We start from the raw sequence: 17,794 nt of genomic DNA, 5'->3' as shown, positions 1-17,794 counted from the left end.
TGTCATGACGGCACGCTTGCCCTGCCGGCAATGGACCATTGCCACCTTTTCCCTTGTCGAGTACAGCGTACTGCATTCATGCCGCGTCCAGACCCATCGCCCATTCCAATCAACCGCCCGTCGCCGCGCAGCACGGTCCACCTTCCCCTGCTCCTGGCCGCGCTCGCGTTTCTCGCCGCGCTGATCGTGACCTATATGGTGGCCGGCAATGCGCAGCGGACCGCGGCGGCCGAACTGGCCGGCAATTTCAATTTCCGCGCACGCGACATGGCGGCCAGCATCGACCGGCGCATGGACGTCTACGAGGAAGTGCTGATGGCCACGGCAGGCTTCCTGCGCGGCTCGGTCGAGATCGACCGCGGTGCATTCGCCGAATACTACGACCTGCTGCGCCTGAACGAACACTTCCCCGGCATCGAGGCGCTGGGCATCGCCGCGATCGTCCCGCCCGGCCGTGTCGACGCGCACGTCGCCGCGCTGCGCGCCGAGGGCTTTCGCGACTACGCGATCAAGCCGCCCGGGCCGCGCCCCGTGATCACGTCGATCACCCGCATCGAACCGTTCTCGGGACGTAACCTGCGCGCGTTCGGCTACGACATGTTCAGCGAGCCGGTGCGGCGCGCGGCGATGGAGCAGGCGCGCGATACCGGCCATGCGGCCGCCACCGGCAAGGTCGTGCTGGTGCAGGAAGGCGGCAACGGCGGCCAGCCCGGCTTCCTGATGTACATGCCGGTATACGAGGCCGGCCTCGTGCACGACTCGCTCGACGCCCGGCGCGCCGCCATCGTCGGCTGGGTATACGCGCCGTTCCGCATGAACGACCTGATGCGCGGCCTGGGCGGCGAACACGCGGACGACCTGCTGGTCGAAATCTACGATGGCCTCGCGCCCACCGCGGACGCCCTGCTCTACCGCTCTTCCCGCGGCGCGCCCGGCCGCAAGCCGCTGCTGAGCTACCAGACGACGGTCGACAGCGCCGGCCGCACATGGACCGTCGTCATCCACTCGATGCCCCGTTTCGAGGCATCGCTGGAGCGCCGCACGACCGTCGCGATCGCGCTGACCGGAGTCGGCCTGGGCATGCTGCTGGCGCTCGTCGTCTGGCTGCTGGCCTCCGAACGCCGCCGCGCGCTGCAGCTGGCGCAAGGGATGACGGTGGAACTGCGCGCCTCGCGCGACCGCATCGACGCCGAACGCGAACGCGTGCGCCTGATCCTGCAGACGGCGTACGACGCCTTCATCGCCATCGCACCCGACGGCCGCATCACGGACTGGAACCTCCAGGCCTGCAAACTGTTCGGCTGGCGCGAGGACGAGGCGGTGGGGCACGACGTGCTCGACCTCCTGGTCCCCGCGTCCGAGCGCGCGGCGTGGCGCGACTGCCTGGCGCAGTTCGCCCAGCGCGGCACCTGCGCGATGCTGACGGGCCCCACGGAAACGACCGCGCTGACGCGCGACGGCCACGCGATCCCGGTGGAGGTCGCGATGACGCCGCTGCCGACGAAGCACGGCTACGGCGTCACGGCGTTCGTGCGCGACATCCGCCCGCGCAAGGAAACGGCGGAACGCGAGCGGCAGCGCCAGCAAGGCCTGGAGGACGCGCGCGCCGCGCTGCTGCGCTCGCAAAAGCTGGAAGCCGTCGGCAAGCTGACGGGCGGCGTGGCGCACGACTTCAACAACATCCTGCACATCATCAGCGCCAACGTCCAGCTGATGCTGCGCAGCGACGACAACGGCCGCAAGCGCCTGCTGAACATCCTCGACGCCGTCGAGCGGGGCAAGAAGCTGGCCGCCCAGCTACTCGCCTTCGCGCGGCGCCAGCCGCTGCACCCGAGCGTCGTCAACCTGGCCCAGCTCATCGAACGCATGGACACGCTGCTGCACCGCGCGGCCGGCGACAGCGTCGCGATCCGGTTGACCATGCCGCCCGACCTGTGGAACGTCCTCGTCGACCCGAACCAGCTGGAAAACGTGCTGCTGAACCTCGTGATCAACGCGCGCGACGCGATGGAAGGCGGCGGCAATGTCACCATCGCACTCGCCAACGTGACGATCGACCCGGCCGACCAGCTGGCCTACCCCGGCATCCGTCCCGGCGAATTCGTCACGATCACCGTCAGCGACGCGGGCAGCGGCATGCCGCCCGACGTGATCGAGCGGGCGTTCGAACCGTTCTTCACGACCAAGCCCGAGGGCAAGGGCACGGGCCTGGGCCTGTCGATGGCACACGGCTTCGTCAAGCAGAGCGGCGGCCATATCCGGCTGGCGAGTCGCGAGGGAGAAGGCACGACCGTGACCATCTACCTGCCGCGCGCGCTGCAGGACACGCCCGATCCCGCCTTCGTGCCCGTGCCGCACTGACGCACCGAGTATCTGGTATCACCACCGCAGGAGAAGTCTTGAGCAATACCGACCACCACCACGCCGACGCCCTCGACGCCGCACCGCGCGCCCCGGGTTTCGACAATTCGATCGCCTTCCTGGCGCAAGGCTACGAGTTCATGCCGCGCCGTTACGCCGCGCTGGACAGCGACCTGTTCGCGACCCGCCTGATGCTGCAGCGCGTGCTGTGCGTGCGCGGCGAGGACGCGGGCCGCATGTTTTATCAACCCGGCCGCTTCACGCGCCGCCACGCGCTGCCGGCGACGACGATAGCCCTGCTGCAGGACTTCGGCAGCGTCATGGCGCTGGACGGCGAGGCGCACAAGAAGCGCAAGGCCATGCTGATGTCGTTGTTCAGCCCCCTGGAGCGGCAGCGCCTCGTCGGCCTGGCCGCGGCCGAATGGCGCACGCGCTTCGCGCAGTGGACGGGCAACGCGCAGGTCGTCGTGCACGAGGCCGCGCAGGAAGTGCTGTGCCGCGCGGTGTGCCACTGGGCCGGGATTCCGATCAGCGCGGAGGACGCGCAGGAGCGCACGCGCGAATTCGCGCGGATGATCGCGGGCGCCGGCTCGGCCGGTCCGCGCAACTGGCGCGGCCACCTCGCGCGTGCCCGCACCGAGCAATGGGCCCGCGCCCTCGTCGACGCCGTGCGCGCCGGCCAGGTCCAGCCGGCGTTCGACAGTCCGCTGAACGTGATCGCACGCCACCGCGACGCCGACGGGGAACTCATGCACCGCAAGCACGCGGGCGTGGAACTCATCAACCTGCTGCGCCCGACGGTGGCCGTGGCGCGCTACATCGTGTTCGGCCTGCTGGCGCTGCACGACCACCCGGAATCCCGCGCGCGCATCGCGGCGGGCGACGACGCGTACACGACGTGGTTCATGCAGGAAGTGCGGCGCTACTACCCGTTCATCCCGGCGATGGGCGGCCGCGCCCTGCACGCCTTCGACTGGCGCGGGATGCATGTGAAAAAAGGGACGTGGGTGTTGTTCGACCTGTACGGCACGAACCACCACCCCGCGATCTGGGGCGACCCCGAGGTATTCCGGCCGGAGCGCTTCGACCGCCGGCAGAGCAGCGGCTTCGATTTCGTGCCGCACGGCGGCGGCGACCATTATTCGGGCCACCGCTGCCCGGGCGAATTCGTCACGGGCGACCTGGTGAAGTCGGCGCTGCAGTTGTTCTCAAGCGAGATCGCCTACGACGTGCCGCCGCAGGACCTGACGGTCGGCATGCGCAGGATTCCAACGTTGCCGGCGAGCGGGTTCGTGATCAAGAACGTCTGGCCGGTGAATACTTAACGCACTCAAACAACGTCATCCCCGCGCAGGCGGGGATCCAATTTTGCTTGCGTTACGGCTGCGCGTAAGACTTGGATTGCCGCCTGCGCGGGAACGACGGTTTGAGGTTCCGTACCGCGACGCTCAGCGCACCAGACGCCCATCCAGCACACGCACGCGCTCCCCATTGCGGAACCGCGGCACGCCCTTCTCCGTGAAGGTACGGTACCCGCCGGCCGCCATCTTCACGCGCACGTCCGTATAGGTTTCCGCCTTCATGTTGCGCTCGATGCGGTTGCCGGCATAGGCGCCGCCCACCGCGCCCGCCACCGTGGCGAGGGTGCGGCCGCGGCCGCTGCCTACCTGGTTGCCCAGCAGGCCGCCGACGACTGCACCGCCCACGCCGCCGACGCCGCTGGCGCGCTCGGGTTCACGCTTGTACGTATGGTTCGAGACCACCGTGGCGCAGTTGCGGCATTGCGCTTCGGCGCGCGCATGGTGGTCGGGTGCGGCCTGGGCTGCGAATGGCGCGGCGAGGATCGCGGCGACGAGGGCGGCACGGGCGGTGTGACGGATAGCGAATGCTTGCATGGTGTTCCCCTTACATATCGTTGTAACAAATATGTGTACAGAGTAACGGTCATGCTCCAATGTGGAAAGAGTGAAACAGTATCAATTGCAAGCGAGTGTAACCGTCCATTTTTGGTGCAATATGGAATGATGCTTGCCATAAATGCGTTATTCTGTCTTTTTGATGCAACTTTTCGATGCCATGCTGCGAAAGTTTCTCTATAGTACTGACATGTGATTATTTGAAACAATTTACAGAAGACGGGCCGTTACCGCAGGCCTTTGTCATCCCATGTCCACGTCCATGTCGTCACGTACCCTGTCCGTCATCGTCTGCACCGCCGTGCTGGCCTGGCCCACCGTCGCGCTCGCCGGCACCGACACGGAAACCGGCGACATCCGCACGCTGAGCACGATCCCCCTCGAGGAACTGATGCAGATGCGGGTCGTGACGGCCGCATCGAAATTCGCCCAGCCGATCAGCGACGCACCGTCGTCCGTGGTCGTGCTCACGGCTTCCGACATCCGCGACCATGGCTGGCGCACGCTGGCCGACGCGCTGGCCACGCTGCCCGGCCTGTACGTGACGAGCGACCGCAACTACACGTACCTGGGCGCGCGCGGCTTCCTGCGTCCGGGCGACTACAACAGCCGCTTCCTGCTGCTGGTCGACGGCATGCGCATCAACGACGCCGTGTACGACCAGGCACTCATCGGCACCGAGGGCCTGATCGACATGGACGTGGTCAAGCGCATCGAATTCGTGCCCGGTCCAGGCTCGGCCGTGTACGGTTCGAACGCGCTGTTCGGCGTGATCAACGTCGTCACGCGCGACGGCAGCGGCCTGTCCGGCGTCCAGGGCGCCGTCACCGCGGCCGGCCAGGGCGAGCGCAAGGCCCGCACCAGCTACGGCTGGCACGGCCAGAACGGCGCCGACCTGCTGTTGTCCGCCAGCGCCTTCAACCGCGCGGGCCGCGACCTGTATTACCCGGAGTTCGACACCCCCGCGACCAACAACGGCGTCGCCCGCCACCTCGACTGGGACCGCGCCCAGAACTTCCTCGTCAAGGGCAGCTTTGGCGGCGTGACGCTGTCGGCCAGCCACGTCGCGCGCACCAAGGGCATCCCGACCGGATCCTTCGGCGCCGTGTTCAATGCGCCGAACCAGACACGCGACACGCAGACGATCATCGGCGCCGCATGGAACGGCCAGCTCGCGCCCGCGCTGGCGCTCGCGGTCCAGCTGCAGTCGGGCCAGGCCGATTACGAGGGGCCAGGCTGGTATCCGGACGTCGAGGGCGTGGTCCGCCAGAACGTCGACGGCGCCCACGCGCGCTGGTACGAAGCCAGCGCGCACGCGACCCTGACGAACCTGCCGGGCCAGAAGATCGTGATCGGCGCCGAGCTGGGACGCGACGCGCACCGCGACCAGTACAACTACAACCAGCAGCCCTACGAATTGCTGCTGCAGGACCACCGCGACGCGATGCGCCGCGCCGTGTTCGTGGAAGACGAGATCCGCCTGCCGGCGGGCTTCCTCGTCAACGCCGGCGTGCGCTACGACGACCGCGAAGACCCGGACATGCATCGCTTCAGCCCGCGCGTGGCCGTCGTGTACAAGGCGACGCCGACCGACACCGTCAAGCTGATCGCGGGCAGCGCCTTCCGCGCGGCCAACGCCTACGAGATGTATTACGCGCTGCCGGAGATGGCCGGCGGCATGCTCCCCAATCCGAACCTGCGCCCGGAAAAGATCGCGACGCGCGAGCTGGTGCTGGAACACGTCCTGGCAGGCGGCGGCCACGCCACGCTGTCCCTGTTCCGCTACGCAGTGGACGACCTGATCAGCCAACAGCTCGACCCGGCCACGGACATGCTCATCTTCCGCAATATCGACCATGCCGATGCCCGCGGCCTCGAAGCCGCGCTCGACCGCGACTTCGGCGCCGTGCGCCTGCGCGCCAGCTATTCCTGGCAGCTGGCACGCGGCACCGGCGGCGTGCCCCTGATCGATTCGCCGCGCCACCTGGCCAAGGCCAACCTCACGGCGCCGCTGGGCTGGCGCGGCGGCCGCGTCGGCGCCGAGCTGCAGTGCAGCGGCAGGCGCCTGGCCGACCAGGGCGCGGCCGGCGGCTACTGCGTCGCCAACGTCACGCTCTCCGCACTGCAGCTGCTGCCGCGCACCGAGCTGTCGCTCAGCGCCTACAACGCCACCGGCAAGCGCTATGCCGAAGTGGCCGGCCCCGCCTTCGTGCAGGCCACGCTCGCGCGCGAAGGCCGCACGCTGGCCGCGAAACTGGACTGGCGGTTCTGACGATGATCCGCGCCCTCTCCTTCCTGGCGATCGTGGCCGGCCTGGGCCTGGCAGCCGGCGCCTGCCGCGCCCAGGTCGAGGGCAAGGACCTGAAGGCGGCGTACATTTTCAACTTCGCGATGTTCACGACCTGGCCGGATGCCGCCGGCAAGGGACCGCTGTTCGTATGCGCGAGTCCGGACAATCCGCTGTGGTCCGCGCTGAGCGCCCTGAACGGCAAGCCGATCAACGGCCGTCCCTGGACCGTGACCGAACTGGCGCATCCAAAAGCCGCGCACTGCGACATCGCCGTGCTGGCGCGCTCGATGGAGCGGCCGGCGCTGCTGTCGGCGGGCGTGCTCGTCGTGCGCGACGGCGCCGGCGGCAAGGCCGCCATCACGCTCGTCGAAGACGATGAACACATCCGCTTCGACATCGACACGCAGGAAGCGGCGAAGAGCGGCCTGCGCTTTTCTTCCCACCTGCTGCGCCTGGCGAGGAACGTGTTATGAACCCGACGACGGCGCGCCGCCCCGGAGAACTGAGCCGCATGCTCGGCATGGGCCAGCTGCTGGCCGCGGCCGCCGCGCTCGGCGTGGCCTGCTGCATCCTGCTCGCTTACCAGTTCGTCGCGCTGCGCCGCAACCTCACCGACGACCTCACCGTGCAGGCCGCGATCATCGCCGACAACGTGGCGGCCACCTTGATGTTCCACGACCAGGACGCGGCGCACGAGATGCTGCGCTCGTTCCGTCACTCGTCGTTCCTCGCCGCCGCCACGGTGTACGACCGCCAGGACGTCGAATTCGCCGCCTACCGCAACGGCGCCGTCGACGAGCTGCCGTCGCTGCTGCGCGACTGGACGCTGTTCACGCCGCTCTCGGTCGCGCGGCCCATCCGCTACCGCGGCATGGCGCTGGGCCGGGTCGTGCTGACGGCCGACACGGTCGGCATCCGCAACGGCCTGCTGCGCTACGGCGCCCTGCTGGCCCTGGCCTCGCTGGGCGCGCTGGTGACGACGTCCATGCTCACGCGCCGCACCAAGGCACGCATGCGCCGCGCCGAATCGCAGCTGAAGCACCTGGCCTACACGGACACCGTGACCGACCTGCCGAACCGCCGCTGCACCTATGAGGCGCTGGAGCTCGAAATCGCCATGCGCACCGAGGACGGCGGCCGCATCGGCCTGCTCTTGATCGACCTCGACAACTTCAAGGTCGTCAACGACACGGCCGGCCACGCCGCCGGCGACCGCCTGCTGCAACAGGTGGCCAGCCGGCTGCGCGCGACGGCGCGCGCCAGCGACCGCATCGGCCGCATCGGCGGCGACGAATTCGCCGTCATCGTCGCCCCGCTCGACGATCCGGCCGAGCTGGAACGCGTGGGCCAGCGCATCGTGGCCGCGCTGCGCCAGCCGCTGCAGGTCGAGGGGATCGAAGTGATGCCCACGGCCAGCATCGGCGCCTGCGTGTTCCCGGACGACGCGCACACGATGAGCGAACTGCTCAGCAACGCCGACGCCGCCCTGTACCGCGCCAAGGGCAAGGGCCGCGACAACGTGGCCCTGTTCGAGCGCGACATGATCCTCGCCACGCAGCGGCGCGCGCGCCTGGAACGCGACCTGCGCCGCCACCTCGAGGCCGGCCTGCTGGAACTGTGCTACCAGCCGCAATACGCCTGCGGCACGCGCAAGATGGTCGGCGTGGAAGCGCTGCTGCGCTGGCCGCATCCGGACCAGGGGTATATCTCGCCGGCGGAATTCATCCCCATCGCCGAGGAAAGCGGCCTGATCGTCGAAGTCGGCAAGTGGGTGCTGGACCGCGCCTGCCGCGACGCCGTCGCGCTGTACCGCCAGACCGGCATGTGGCTCAGCATGGCCGTCAACGTCTCCGCGCGCCAGCTGCGCGACAAGGATTTCATCGGCGTCGTCGAAAGCACGCTGGCGCACACGGGCCTGCCCGCGGACCGGCTCGAGCTGGAGCTCACGGAAAGCATGCTGATGGAAGACCTGGACGGCGCCGTCGAATTCATGCACAACGTGCGCGCGCTGGGCGTGCGTCTGTCGATCGACGACTTCGGCACCGGCTATTCGTCGCTCGCCTACCTGCAGACCTTCCCGATCAACCACCTCAAGATCGACCGCAGCTTCGTCCGCCTGCTGCCCACGTCCGGCACGACGATCGCCGGCGCCGTGATCGCCCTCGCCCACGGCTTCAAGCTGACCGTGGTCGCCGAGGGCGTCGAGGAACCCGAGCAGTTCGAATGGCTGCGCCAGGCGGGCTGCGACTACGTGCAGGGTTATCTGCTGGCGCGCCCGCTGCCGCTGGCGGCCCTGCGTGCGCGCGTGCTCGAGGAATGCGTGCCGGCGGCCTGAGCCGCTTTCAATCCGGCGCCGGCACGTCCACGATCAGGCGCGGATCGAGCGACCGGATCCGCGGCTCCACGTAATACCCGCCCGCCTCCACATAGCGCAACGCGCAGCGCCCGCACACGGTGCATTGCGCGACCTGCGCGCGGTTGTACGGATAGTGGCGCGGCGCGATGGGCGCCTCCGGCGACCAGTTCGTGGTGCCGTCCGGGTGGTACTCGGCGAACGTGGGCTCGCCGTACGGGTCGGCCACGAGCGTGCCCACGGTGCGCATCTGCGACTCCGGGAAATCGACCGGTACGCGCGTCCATTCCCGGTAGGTGTCGATGGCGCACGCACACAGCTGCGTCACGGCGGCCGATGCGTCGGCGAGCGATTTCAGTTCATCCACGGTCATTGAGGGCTCCATTGTTGCGGGTCCGATTCCGGCAACAAACCGTGCCGAACATCAAGCCTTACGGCGCCCGCGCGACGATGGTATCTTGTCACGGCAAGTCCTAGGGAACTACTTAAGGAGAACACACGATGGCAGCGAAAAAGATCCTGTTGTTGACCGGCGATTTTGCGGAAGATTACGAAACCATGGTGCCGTTCCAGGCACTGCTGGCGGTAGGCCACACGGTGCATGCCGTCTGCCCCGGCAAGAAGAAGGGCGACAAGGTCAAGACCGCGATCCACGATTTCGAAGGCGACCAGACCTACACGGAAAAGCCCGGCCACCAGTTCGCGCTGAATGCCGATTTCGCCGAGGCGAACCCGGACGACTACGACGCCCTCGTCATCGCGGGCGGCCGCGCGCCGGAATACCTGCGCCTCGATCCGCAGGTGATCGCGCTGGTGCGGGGCTTTGCGCACGCCGACAAGCCGATCGCCGCTGTCTGCCACGGCGCCCAGCTGCTGGCGGCCGCCGACGTCATCCGCGGCAAGCGCGTGTCGGCCTATCCCGCCTGCGCGCCGGAGGTCAAGCTGGCCGGCGGAGAATATGCCGACATCCCGGTCGACCAGGCCGTCACGGACGGCAACCTCGTCACCGCCCCGGCCTGGCCCGCGCACCCGCAATGGATCGCGCAGTTCCTCAAGCGGCTCGGGACCGACATAGTGCTGTAGTTCGCGCGGTAACGTCAGGCCGCTTCGGCGGGCGCGGTCGTCTCGCCTGGAATATGGGCGCACACGCGGTCGCGGCCGCTCCGCTTGGCCCGATACAATTCCTCGTCGGCGTGCTTGATGACGACGCCGACCGCGTCGCGCTCGTGGTGCTGCGCCACGCCGAACGACGCCGTGACGCGCAGGCCGACCGGCCACGCCTGCTGGTGCAGCGTACGGCGCAAGTTTTCCGCGAGCGTCCGTCCCTGGTGCACGTTGGTCACCGGACAGACGATGAGAAATTCCTCGCCGCCCCAGCGCACGAGGCGGTCGGACGAACGGATGCCGGATGCGATGACGTTGGCGAACTTGCGCAGGACATCGTCGCCCACGTCGTGGCCATGCGTGTCGTTGATCGATTTGAAGTGGTCGATGTCGATGAAGATCACGGCCATCGGATCGGCCAGCAGGCTCGACGTACTCATCAGCGCCGCACGCAGGCCCTGCCGGTTCAGCGCACCCGTGAGCGGATCGATGTGCGCCTGCCCGGCCAGGTCGCGCGCCTCGAGCTCGAGCGCCTTGTTGACCTCCTTGAGCAAGGCGATGGCCGCCTCCCGGTCCTTCAATTCCGTACGCAACGACAGCGTGACGGCCACCAGCCAGCCGACGGCGCACAGCACCCAGGCGCTCACCAGCCCCATCAGCAATGTATTCAGGGCGATCACCTTGCCGTGCAACTGCAGTCGGCGCAACGTGAACACGTGCTCGCCGTCCTTGCCATCGCCCCTGATCAGCAACTCGACGCGCGCGACATTGTCGACATTGACGGCCGCGTGTTCCATCGACGGCTTGGCCATGTCCTTCCACCAGGGTGCCACGGCGAACCATTTGAGCGGAATCCGCAATTTGCCGTCGGCCGGCAAATCGAGCTTATCGACCTGGTGGACCTTGAAGGTTTCCCACTGGTCGAGCCGCGTCAACCCTTCCTCGACCTGGGCCAGGGCCAGACTGAAGCCTGGGTTCCCGGTTCCGGAATAGTGTCCGTCAATGGTCATGTAATCGAACGTTGACATGTCCATACCCACATTCCCCTTGAGAAGATTGAACGTGAGCTTGCAATATGGCCATCCGTACTTTGGGACGATATGACAATGCACGACCAGGTCGCGCCCATTCTTTTCGATCGACCCGACCGAAGCGCCGCCATCGCTGCTGCTGCGATCATCCTCAATCCAGATCGGGAAATGATCGCCGGTCAGCTCGACCACCTGCTCCATGCCGACGCGCTGCCAGGTGAGCAGAACGATCGTCAGCAGCAATAGTCCGCCGAACACGTAACGGGCATAGCCGACGATACGGGCTAACGGCTGAAGCGAGGCGATGGACGTGGACATGATCGTTATACGCGATGACGTCAGGCCGCCTCGGCGTTCGCGATCATGTCGGACGGAACATAGGCGCAAACGCGGTCGCGGCCGCCCTGCTTGGCGCGATACAGCTCTTCGTCGGCGTGCTTGATGACGACACCGACTTCATCGCGCTCGTGATGCTGCGCCACGCCGAACGAGGCCGTGACGCGCAGGCCAACCGGCCACGCCTGCTGGTGCAGCGCATGGCGCAGGTTTTCCGCCAGAATTCGTCCCTGGAACACATTGGTCATCGGACAGACGATGAGGAATTCCTCGCCGCCCCAGCGCACGAGGCGGTCGGACGAACGGATGCCGGATGCGATGACGTTGGCGAACTTGCGCAGGACATCATCGCCCACGTCGTGGCCGTGCGTGTCGTTGATCGATTTGAAGTGGTCGATGTCGATGAAGATCACGGCCATCGGATCGGCCAGCAGGCTCGACGTGCTCATCAGCGCCGCCCGCAGGCCCTGCCGGTTCAGCACGCCCGTGAGCGGATCGATGTGCGCCTGCCCCGCCAGGTCGCGCGCTTCGAGTTCGAGCGCCTTGTTGACCGTCCGGAGCAGCGCGACGGCCGCCCGGCTGTCCCGCAGTTGCGAGCGCAGCGACAGCGTGAGGATCGCCAGCCAGCCGACGGCGCACGATACCCATGCGGCCACGATCCACATCAGCAGCGTGTCGCGGCTGATCATCTTGCCGTGCAGGCGCAGGGCGTGCAGGGTGAAGACGTGCTCGCCTTCCTTGCCGCCGCCATTGATCATCAATTCCGCGCGCGCGACGTTGTCGACATTGACCGCGGAATGCGCCAGCGTCGGCTTTGTCATGTCTTTCCACCACTGCGCCACGCCAAACCACTTGATCGGTATCACGAAGACCTTGCCATCGGGCGGCAGGTCGAGCGCATCGATCTGGTTGATCTTGTAGGTTTGCCATTGGTCGAGGCGGGTCATCCCTTCTTCGATGTCCGCAAGCACCAGGCCGAATTTCGACGCCCCCGGCCCGGCATATCGCCCCTCGATGGTCAAGAAGTCGAAAGGGGACATGTCCATGCCCTTCTCCCCCTTGAGGAAATTGAAACTCAACTTACAGTACGGCCATGGGCTCTTCGACGAGATATGACAGTGCACGATGAGGTCCTGCCCTTTGCGCTCGAGCGAGGCGACAGAAGCACCACCGCCCGACCGGTCGTCCTCTACCCACAGCGGAAAGTGATCGCCGGTCAACTCGACAACCTTTTCCATGCCATAGCGCTGCCATACGAGCAGGACGACCGTGATGAGCAGCAAGCCGGCGAAGACATAGCGGGCATAGCCGAGGAGCCGAACCAGGGGCTGCAGCGAGGTTTCAGTGGAGGGCACCGACATGGTGAGATTTTTAGAGATTCTTGCGATACAGCAAGATACCTCACCGTTTAGGTGCATGCAATCAAACTGAAAAGCAGTGTTGCCAATTGGTATCAGTTGGTACGAATGGCGAACAAATTGGACGTCGTCCTGCTGACGCGAAATGACCCCAATCTGAAAACCGCCCCGACACCGAACCGCGGCAGTCTCAAACGGCCGAACAAGACCGATGCGCGGCGGCTGCCGGACGGTGCGTCGATGGTGGGCGAGCACGCGTTTGCCGGGGACGGCGTCGTGGACGGCCTGCTGCGCGGAATGTTCAAGAAATAGCGCGCTCGAACTCCATGACCCAATTCGTTTCCCACGTCGCGCCGCCATCCTTCGAGAACGCCTGCTGCCAGCGGGCGCTCGCGGCCGTGATGTCCGTCCAGAGGAAACGCACACGGATCGGTTGGCCGTTCAGGGTGTCGTCGGCGAAGAAGGTGCCGGCGCCATCCTTGAACGCGCCGACGACCGGGACGCCCAGGTCATGGGGCTGGCGGCTGTCGAGCCACCAGATGGACCATCGCTGCGTCGCCGGGTCGTAGGCGCGGATCGAAGCCGCACGATAGGTGCCTGACGGCAGCTCCAGCACGTTGTCGTCGACGTTCGCCTGGCCGTCCAGCAGCGGTCGCAGGGAACATGTCCCGCCAAACTCTTCCCATTCGGTGCATCCGACGAGGCGTTCCTTGAGACGCCGATGGCGGACCGTCCAGTGGCCGACGAGGAAATCGAAATCGTTCATGGTGGGGTCCTTATGCATGGATGGCCGAGCGGGCTGTCGGCGCAAGTTTCATGGAATGGGGCGGCCGTTTGAGCCACTGCGACAGGGCCGGCGTCACGTGCCGTTCGATCAGCTCCTTGAACACGGCCACGCTGACGAGCACATGCTCACCTTCACGCACGGGCAGCCGCGGGAAATTGTTCGGGCTCGGTTCGGTGACATACCAGCCTTGCGCCAGCGCCCCGTCGCTTTGCAGAACGGACGCCATGCGCTCGCGGCAGACCTCGAGCAGCGCCGGGCTCGCGGCATCGTTCAGGGTGAACACGGTGACGGCGACCAAGCCGCCCGCGCCCTCTGCCCTGCGCGCGGGATCATGCGCCAGACCGGCACCGTGCCACGCCGGGCGCAGCAGCAGGACGTCGTCGGTATCGATCATGGTCGCGTTCGCCGCATCGCGATGGGCCGCCCAGACCGGACCGCCGTAGAAACCCTGCAGGCCGCGTGCACGCGAAGGCATGTCGGCAAAACCGCGCAGCCAGACGAAGCGGTCCGGGTCGCCCAGGTCACGGAACTGGCCCATCACGCTCATGCCTTCCGCTTCCTGGGACTCGACGAATTCGCGGTCGAACAGCTCGATCAGCGCATCGCGCTGTTGTGGGCGCAGCGTGTACTGGCGCAGTTCGACAACCTGGGGATGTGTCGGTGGCATGGTGGGCTCCTCGTTGATGTCGATGCCGGCAGTATCGAATAGAATATCTGCCAACTGATGTCATATATTTCGCCGCACCATGCGCGCCAGCCGCCTGCTTTCCATCCAAATGATGCTCGAGACACGCGGCACCATGAGCGCCGCCGCGCTCGCCGAGGCGCTGGAAATTTCTGTGCGCACGCTGCACCGCGACATCGACCAGCTGACCGCCGCCGGCGTGCCCATCTACGCGGAGCGCGGCCGCACCGGCGGCTTCCGCCTGCTCGACGGCTGGAACACGCGACTCACCGGCCTGACGCCGGCCGAAGCGCAGGTCGTCTTCCTCAGCGGCCTGGCCGGCCCCGCAGCCGACCTCGGCCTCGACAAGCCGCTGCAGGGCGCGCAACTCAAGTTGCTGACGTCGCTGCCGGAATCGTCGCGCTCGGAAGCGCAGAAGATGCAGTCGCGCTTCCACCTCGATCCGGTCGACTGGTATCGCGAGGCGGATGCGGTACCGTGCCTCGCGGTCGTCGCCGACGCGCTCTGGACGGACACGCAGCTGAGCATGCACTACGAGAGCTGGCGCGACGAGGTCGAGCGGGTCGTGCATCCGCTGGGGCTCGTGCTGAAGGCGGGTGCGTGGTATCTCGTCGCCGCGGCGGACGGCAAGCCGCGCACGTACCGGATCTCGAACGTGAAACGCGCGGCGAAGCTGGAGCAGCGCGTAAAACGGCCGGCACGGTTCGACCTGGGGCGTTATTGGGCGGCGTCGGTCGCGCGCTTCGAGGCCGAGCTGTATATGGACCATGCGGACGTGCTGGCGACGCCGGCCGGGCTCAAGCATCTACGCTACCTGAATGCCGCCGTTGCCCGTGCCGTGGCGGAAGCGCGGCCGTCGCGGCGGGGGGATGGGCGGGTGGCGTTGCGGATTCCGGTCGAGTCGGTCGAGCACGGGGCCGGCCAGTTGCTGCGGCTGGCGCCGGACGTGGAGGTGACGGGGCCGGCCAGGCTCAGGAAAGCGATCGTCTCCAGGTTGCGGTGCCAGTCGGCGATGTATGGGTGCTGACACGTCCCCCGCAATCCGGCCAGTGCCGGCCGCCCGGCCGAACGTCCTACAATGGAACACCGTCCGGACAGCCGCGCCGGCGCCGACAAGGAGAACAGCCATGCCAGCCGTCACCGAACGATTCGACGCAGTGATCATCGGCGTGGGCCAGGCGGCCTCCGCCCTGGCCAACCGCCTGGGAACGGCCGGCATGACCGTCGCCGTCATCGAGCGCCGTGCCGTGGGCGGCACCTGCGTGAACGTCGGCTGCACGCCCACCAAGGCGATGGTGGCGAGCGCCCGCGTCGCCCGGCTGGCCGCGCGGGCCGGCGAATACGGCGTGACGATCCCGGGCGCGCCCGTGGTCGACATGGCGGCCGTGAACGACCGGACCCGCGCCATCGTCGACAAGAGCCGCGCGGGACTCGAGCGCTGGATCACCGGCCTGCCCGGCTGCACGCTGATCCACGGCCATGCGCGCTTCGAGAGCGCGCGCACGGTGCGGGTCGGCGACCGGCTGCTGGAGGCGGACAAGATCTTCCTCGACGTGGGCGGCCGCGCTTCCGCGTCGAACATCGAAGGACTCGGCGACGTCGATTGGCTCAGCAGCAGCGACATGGTGACGCTGCGCGAACTGCCGCGCCACCTGGTCGTCATCGGCGGCAGCTACATCGGGCTGGAGTTCGCGCAGATGTTCCGCCGTTTCGGTTCGCAGGTCACGGTGGTGGAACGCGGCGCGCGCCTCATGCCGCGCGAGGACAGCGACGTCTCGGACGAGATCCGCGCCATCCTCGAAGCCGAGGGCATCGTGTTCAAGCTGGACGCGGAATGCATCCAGGTGCGCCCGCATCCGGAAGGCGGCGCGGTGATCACGCATGCCGGCAAGGAGCAGACCGTCGGCAGCCACATCCTCGTGGCGGCCGGCCGCGTGCCGAACACGGACGACCTGGGCCTCGACAAGGCGGGCGTCCGCACCGGTCCGCACGGCCATATCGAGGTCGACGAGCAATTGCGGACGAACGTCCCCGGCATCTGGGCGCTGGGCGACTGCAACGGGCGCGGCGCCTTCACGCACACGGCCTATAACGACTACGAGATCGTCGCCGCCAACCTGCTGGACGGCGAGTCGCGCTCGCTGAACGACCGCATCCCCGTCTATGCACTCTATATCGACCCGCCCCTCGGACGCGTCGGCATGACGGAGGAACAGGCGCTGGCGCAGGGCCGCACCGTTCGCGTCGGCAAGCGGCCCATGACACGCGTGGGACGCGCCGTCGAAAAAGGCGAGTCCCAGGGCTCGATGCGCATCGTCGCGGATGCGCAGACGGACGAGATCCTCGGGGCCGCCATCCTCGGCCCCGGCGGCGACGAGGCCGTGCACATGGTGCTGGCCGCGATGGCCGCCGGGATGACCAGCCGACAGCTGACCCACGTGGTGGCGATCCACCCGACCGTATCCGAGCTGATTCCCACGATCGCCGGCGAACTGGACGCGCCGCACGCGGGCGGCGGCTGACGGGTGGCGCCGCTGCGCTGGCGTCGCATTTCCCATGCATAAGTTGCATCAAAAATGTTGACGCTCCTGGGCGTTTTTGTAATTGCCACCCGAACAGCTGGTCGGCCAGACTCCATTCAACTTTCGTTGAACGAGAACGCACGATGTTTTCAGATGCAGCCGCCAAACCGCTACGGACACGCCTGGAATTCGCACCCACCCACCCTGCCGACGGTTCGCTCTTTCTCATCTATATCACGCTGATCTGGATCGGGATGCTGCTCGGCTTCGGTCGTGAGATCGCGCAGCATATCGCGAACAATGACCCGCCCTACCCCATGATCCTGCACGTGCATTCCGCCGTGTTCGCCACATGGCTGGTCGCGTTCACCGCGCAAATCCTGCTCGTTCGCGCGGGGAAGCCCGCCCTGCACCGGCGCCTGGGCATCGCAATGGCATTCGGTGTGGGCGTGCTCGCCATCGTCGGCCCGCTGACGGCTTATACGATACAAAACCTGAAGTTCGGCAAGCCGCACAGCGATCCCGCATTCCTGAGCGTGCAACTGGGTGATTTGATTGGTTTCGTTGGCCTGAGTGTGGCGGGCATCGTTCTCCGCAAGCGGGTAGCGGCACACAAGCGCCTGATGATGCTGGCGATCCTGCAACTGAGCACAGCGGGCTTTGCGCGCTGGCTGGGCGGTACGATCAGCGCCGCCTATCCGTTCGGCTATTGGGGACAGAGTTTCTGGGCGACGTTTTTGATCCTGCACCTGACCAACGACATGCTCGCGCTCGGCATCGGTGTGCACGACCTGCTGACCCGCGGGCGGTTGCATCCGGCCTACGTGATGGGCCTGGTCTGGAGTTTCGGCTGGCAAGTCACGCACGTCAGCCTGTATCTGTGGCCGGCGTGGTTACCGGTCGCGAAGATGCTGCTGGGGCATTGAGACCAAAAAATCAGGGGCTTGGCGGATGTCGCGCAAGCCCCTGATTCATTGTGGACTGGCAATAACCCCGGAGTCAAACCATGTTCGGCATCGGAAAGGAAACTGCTAACACCAACGAAATAAGT

At 67.0% G+C, this 17,794-nt stretch carries 16 protein-coding genes; 10 read left to right on the top strand and 6 right to left on the bottom strand.

The window, feature by feature from the left end; translation table 11 throughout:
- Nucleotides 1-78 precede the first annotated feature (78 nt).
- Both ACEN9H_RS02720 and ACEN9H_RS02715 read left to right on the top strand, forming a co-directional pair.
- Nucleotides 79-2,361: a CHASE domain-containing protein gene (locus ACEN9H_RS02720; RefSeq protein ID WP_413673688.1), complete on the top strand. Its 2,283-nt coding sequence runs from the start codon at nucleotides 79-81 to the stop codon at nucleotides 2,359-2,361.
- 38 nt (nucleotides 2,362-2,399) lie between these two features.
- Nucleotides 2,400-3,686, top strand: a complete 1,287-nt coding sequence (locus ACEN9H_RS02715; protein WP_413673687.1) for a cytochrome P450 — start codon at nucleotides 2,400-2,402, stop codon at nucleotides 3,684-3,686.
- Between the two features lie 123 nt (nucleotides 3,687-3,809).
- On the opposite strand, the gene ACEN9H_RS02710 is transcribed toward ACEN9H_RS02715, so the two are convergent.
- Nucleotides 3,810-4,256 carry a glycine zipper 2TM domain-containing protein gene (locus tag ACEN9H_RS02710; RefSeq protein WP_413673686.1) on the bottom strand — a complete coding sequence of 149 codons (447 nt, stop codon included), beginning with the start codon at nucleotides 4,254-4,256 and terminating at the stop codon, nucleotides 3,810-3,812.
- 283 nt (nucleotides 4,257-4,539) lie between these two features.
- Between ACEN9H_RS02710 and ACEN9H_RS02705 the strand changes: the two genes are divergently transcribed.
- From ACEN9H_RS02705 to ACEN9H_RS02695, 3 genes are read left to right on the top strand one after another with little or no spacing between them, the layout of a single operon-like run.
- A complete protein-coding gene (locus tag ACEN9H_RS02705; protein ID WP_413673685.1) occupies nucleotides 4,540-6,549 on the top strand; it encodes a TonB-dependent receptor plug domain-containing protein in 2,010 nt (669 codons plus the stop codon).
- A 2-nt stretch (nucleotides 6,550-6,551) separates the two neighbouring features.
- Nucleotides 6,552-7,040, top strand: coding sequence for a YfiR family protein (locus ACEN9H_RS02700; RefSeq protein ID WP_413673684.1), 489 nt, complete (start codon nucleotides 6,552-6,554; stop codon nucleotides 7,038-7,040).
- A complete protein-coding gene (locus ACEN9H_RS02695; RefSeq protein WP_413673683.1) occupies nucleotides 7,037-8,902 on the top strand; it encodes a putative bifunctional diguanylate cyclase/phosphodiesterase in 1,866 nt (621 codons plus the stop codon). Before ACEN9H_RS02700 ends, ACEN9H_RS02695 begins: the two co-directional genes overlap by 4 nt.
- A gap of 7 nt (nucleotides 8,903-8,909) precedes the next feature.
- On the opposite strand, the gene ACEN9H_RS02690 is transcribed toward ACEN9H_RS02695, so the two are convergent.
- The gene (locus ACEN9H_RS02690) at nucleotides 8,910-9,293 is read right to left on the bottom strand and encodes a hypothetical protein (RefSeq protein ID WP_413673682.1); all 384 of its coding nucleotides are present in this window, start codon (nucleotides 9,291-9,293) and stop codon (nucleotides 8,910-8,912) included.
- Nucleotides 9,294-9,421: 128 nt separating this feature from the next.
- On the opposite strand from ACEN9H_RS02690, the gene ACEN9H_RS02685 reads away from it, so the two are divergent.
- Nucleotides 9,422-10,003: a DJ-1/PfpI family protein gene (locus tag ACEN9H_RS02685; RefSeq protein ID WP_413673681.1), complete on the top strand. Its 582-nt coding sequence runs from the start codon at nucleotides 9,422-9,424 to the stop codon at nucleotides 10,001-10,003.
- 14 nt (nucleotides 10,004-10,017) lie between these two features.
- Here ACEN9H_RS02685 and ACEN9H_RS02680 read toward each other — a convergent pair whose 3' ends face one another.
- Entirely contained in the window at nucleotides 10,018-11,373 is a 1,356-nt protein-coding gene (locus tag ACEN9H_RS02680; protein WP_413673680.1) for a GGDEF domain-containing protein, read from the bottom strand.
- Between the two features lie 20 nt (nucleotides 11,374-11,393).
- Complete coding sequence (locus ACEN9H_RS02675) at nucleotides 11,394-12,752, bottom strand: GGDEF domain-containing protein (protein ID WP_413673679.1); 1,359 nt, start codon at nucleotides 12,750-12,752, stop codon at nucleotides 11,394-11,396.
- Between the two features lie 117 nt (nucleotides 12,753-12,869).
- On the opposite strand from ACEN9H_RS02675, the gene ACEN9H_RS02670 reads away from it, so the two are divergent.
- Complete coding sequence (locus ACEN9H_RS02670) at nucleotides 12,870-13,061, top strand: hypothetical protein (RefSeq protein WP_413673678.1); 192 nt, start codon at nucleotides 12,870-12,872, stop codon at nucleotides 13,059-13,061.
- On the opposite strand, the gene ACEN9H_RS02665 is transcribed toward ACEN9H_RS02670, so the two are convergent.
- Nucleotides 13,051-13,515 carry a DUF1579 domain-containing protein gene (locus ACEN9H_RS02665; RefSeq protein ID WP_413673677.1) on the bottom strand — a complete coding sequence of 155 codons (465 nt, stop codon included), beginning with the start codon at nucleotides 13,513-13,515 and terminating at the stop codon, nucleotides 13,051-13,053. The genes ACEN9H_RS02670 and ACEN9H_RS02665 overlap by 11 nt on opposite strands.
- A 10-nt stretch (nucleotides 13,516-13,525) precedes the next feature.
- Nucleotides 13,526-14,203: an NIPSNAP family protein gene (locus ACEN9H_RS02660; RefSeq protein WP_413673676.1), complete on the bottom strand. Its 678-nt coding sequence runs from the start codon at nucleotides 14,201-14,203 to the stop codon at nucleotides 13,526-13,528.
- A gap of 79 nt (nucleotides 14,204-14,282) precedes the next feature.
- Here ACEN9H_RS02660 and ACEN9H_RS02655 point away from each other — a divergent pair, with 79 nt between their 5' ends.
- The 3 genes from ACEN9H_RS02655 (at nucleotide 14,283) to ACEN9H_RS02645 (ending at nucleotide 17,669) form a co-directional block, all read left to right on the top strand.
- Nucleotides 14,283-15,248 carry a helix-turn-helix transcriptional regulator gene (locus ACEN9H_RS02655; RefSeq protein ID WP_413673675.1) on the top strand — a complete coding sequence of 322 codons (966 nt, stop codon included), beginning with the start codon at nucleotides 14,283-14,285 and terminating at the stop codon, nucleotides 15,246-15,248.
- A 100-nt stretch (nucleotides 15,249-15,348) separates the two neighbouring features.
- The gene (locus ACEN9H_RS02650; RefSeq protein WP_413673674.1) at nucleotides 15,349-16,743 is read left to right on the top strand and encodes an FAD-containing oxidoreductase; all 1,395 of its coding nucleotides are present in this window, start codon (nucleotides 15,349-15,351) and stop codon (nucleotides 16,741-16,743) included.
- A gap of 143 nt (nucleotides 16,744-16,886) precedes the next feature.
- Nucleotides 16,887-17,669 carry a hypothetical protein gene (locus ACEN9H_RS02645; protein ID WP_413673673.1) on the top strand — a complete coding sequence of 261 codons (783 nt, stop codon included), beginning with the start codon at nucleotides 16,887-16,889 and terminating at the stop codon, nucleotides 17,667-17,669.
- Nucleotides 17,670-17,794: the final 125 nt, after the last annotated feature.

Source organism: Massilia cellulosiltytica, from assembly GCF_047325105.1.
GTDB classification, from domain to species: domain Bacteria; phylum Pseudomonadota; class Gammaproteobacteria; order Burkholderiales; family Burkholderiaceae_D; genus Telluria; species Telluria orientalis.
This window is presented reverse-complemented; position numbering and strand designations above follow the sequence as displayed.

Excerpts from the sequence above, each read along its gene's own strand:
- ACEN9H_RS02720 (WP_413673688.1), top strand. The coding sequence starts at position 79 with ATGCCGCGTCCAGACCCATCGCCCATTCCAATCAACCGCCCGTCGCCG.
- ACEN9H_RS02710 (WP_413673686.1), bottom strand. The coding sequence starts at position 4,256 with ATGCAAGCATTCGCTATCCGTCACACCGCCCGTGCCGCCCTCGTCGCC.
- ACEN9H_RS02650 (WP_413673674.1), top strand. The coding sequence starts at position 15,349 with ATGCCAGCCGTCACCGAACGATTCGACGCAGTGATCATCGGCGTGGGC.
- ACEN9H_RS02665 (WP_413673677.1), bottom strand. The coding sequence starts at position 13,515 with ATGAACGATTTCGATTTCCTCGTCGGCCACTGGACGGTCCGCCATCGG.
- ACEN9H_RS02680 (WP_413673680.1), bottom strand. The coding sequence starts at position 11,373 with ATGTCCACGTCCATCGCCTCGCTTCAGCCGTTAGCCCGTATCGTCGGC.
- ACEN9H_RS02660 (WP_413673676.1), bottom strand. The coding sequence starts at position 14,203 with ATGCCACCGACACATCCCCAGGTTGTCGAACTGCGCCAGTACACGCTG.
- ACEN9H_RS02700 (WP_413673684.1), top strand. The coding sequence starts at position 6,552 with ATGATCCGCGCCCTCTCCTTCCTGGCGATCGTGGCCGGCCTGGGCCTG.
- ACEN9H_RS02645 (WP_413673673.1), top strand. The coding sequence starts at position 16,887 with ATGTTTTCAGATGCAGCCGCCAAACCGCTACGGACACGCCTGGAATTC.
- ACEN9H_RS02675 (WP_413673679.1), bottom strand. The coding sequence starts at position 12,752 with ATGTCGGTGCCCTCCACTGAAACCTCGCTGCAGCCCCTGGTTCGGCTC.
- ACEN9H_RS02695 (WP_413673683.1), top strand. The coding sequence starts at position 7,037 with ATGAACCCGACGACGGCGCGCCGCCCCGGAGAACTGAGCCGCATGCTC.
- ACEN9H_RS02655 (WP_413673675.1), top strand. The coding sequence starts at position 14,283 with ATGCGCGCCAGCCGCCTGCTTTCCATCCAAATGATGCTCGAGACACGC.
- ACEN9H_RS02705 (WP_413673685.1), top strand. The coding sequence starts at position 4,540 with ATGTCGTCACGTACCCTGTCCGTCATCGTCTGCACCGCCGTGCTGGCC.
- ACEN9H_RS02690 (WP_413673682.1), bottom strand. The coding sequence starts at position 9,293 with ATGACCGTGGATGAACTGAAATCGCTCGCCGACGCATCGGCCGCCGTG.
- ACEN9H_RS02685 (WP_413673681.1), top strand. The coding sequence starts at position 9,422 with ATGGCAGCGAAAAAGATCCTGTTGTTGACCGGCGATTTTGCGGAAGAT.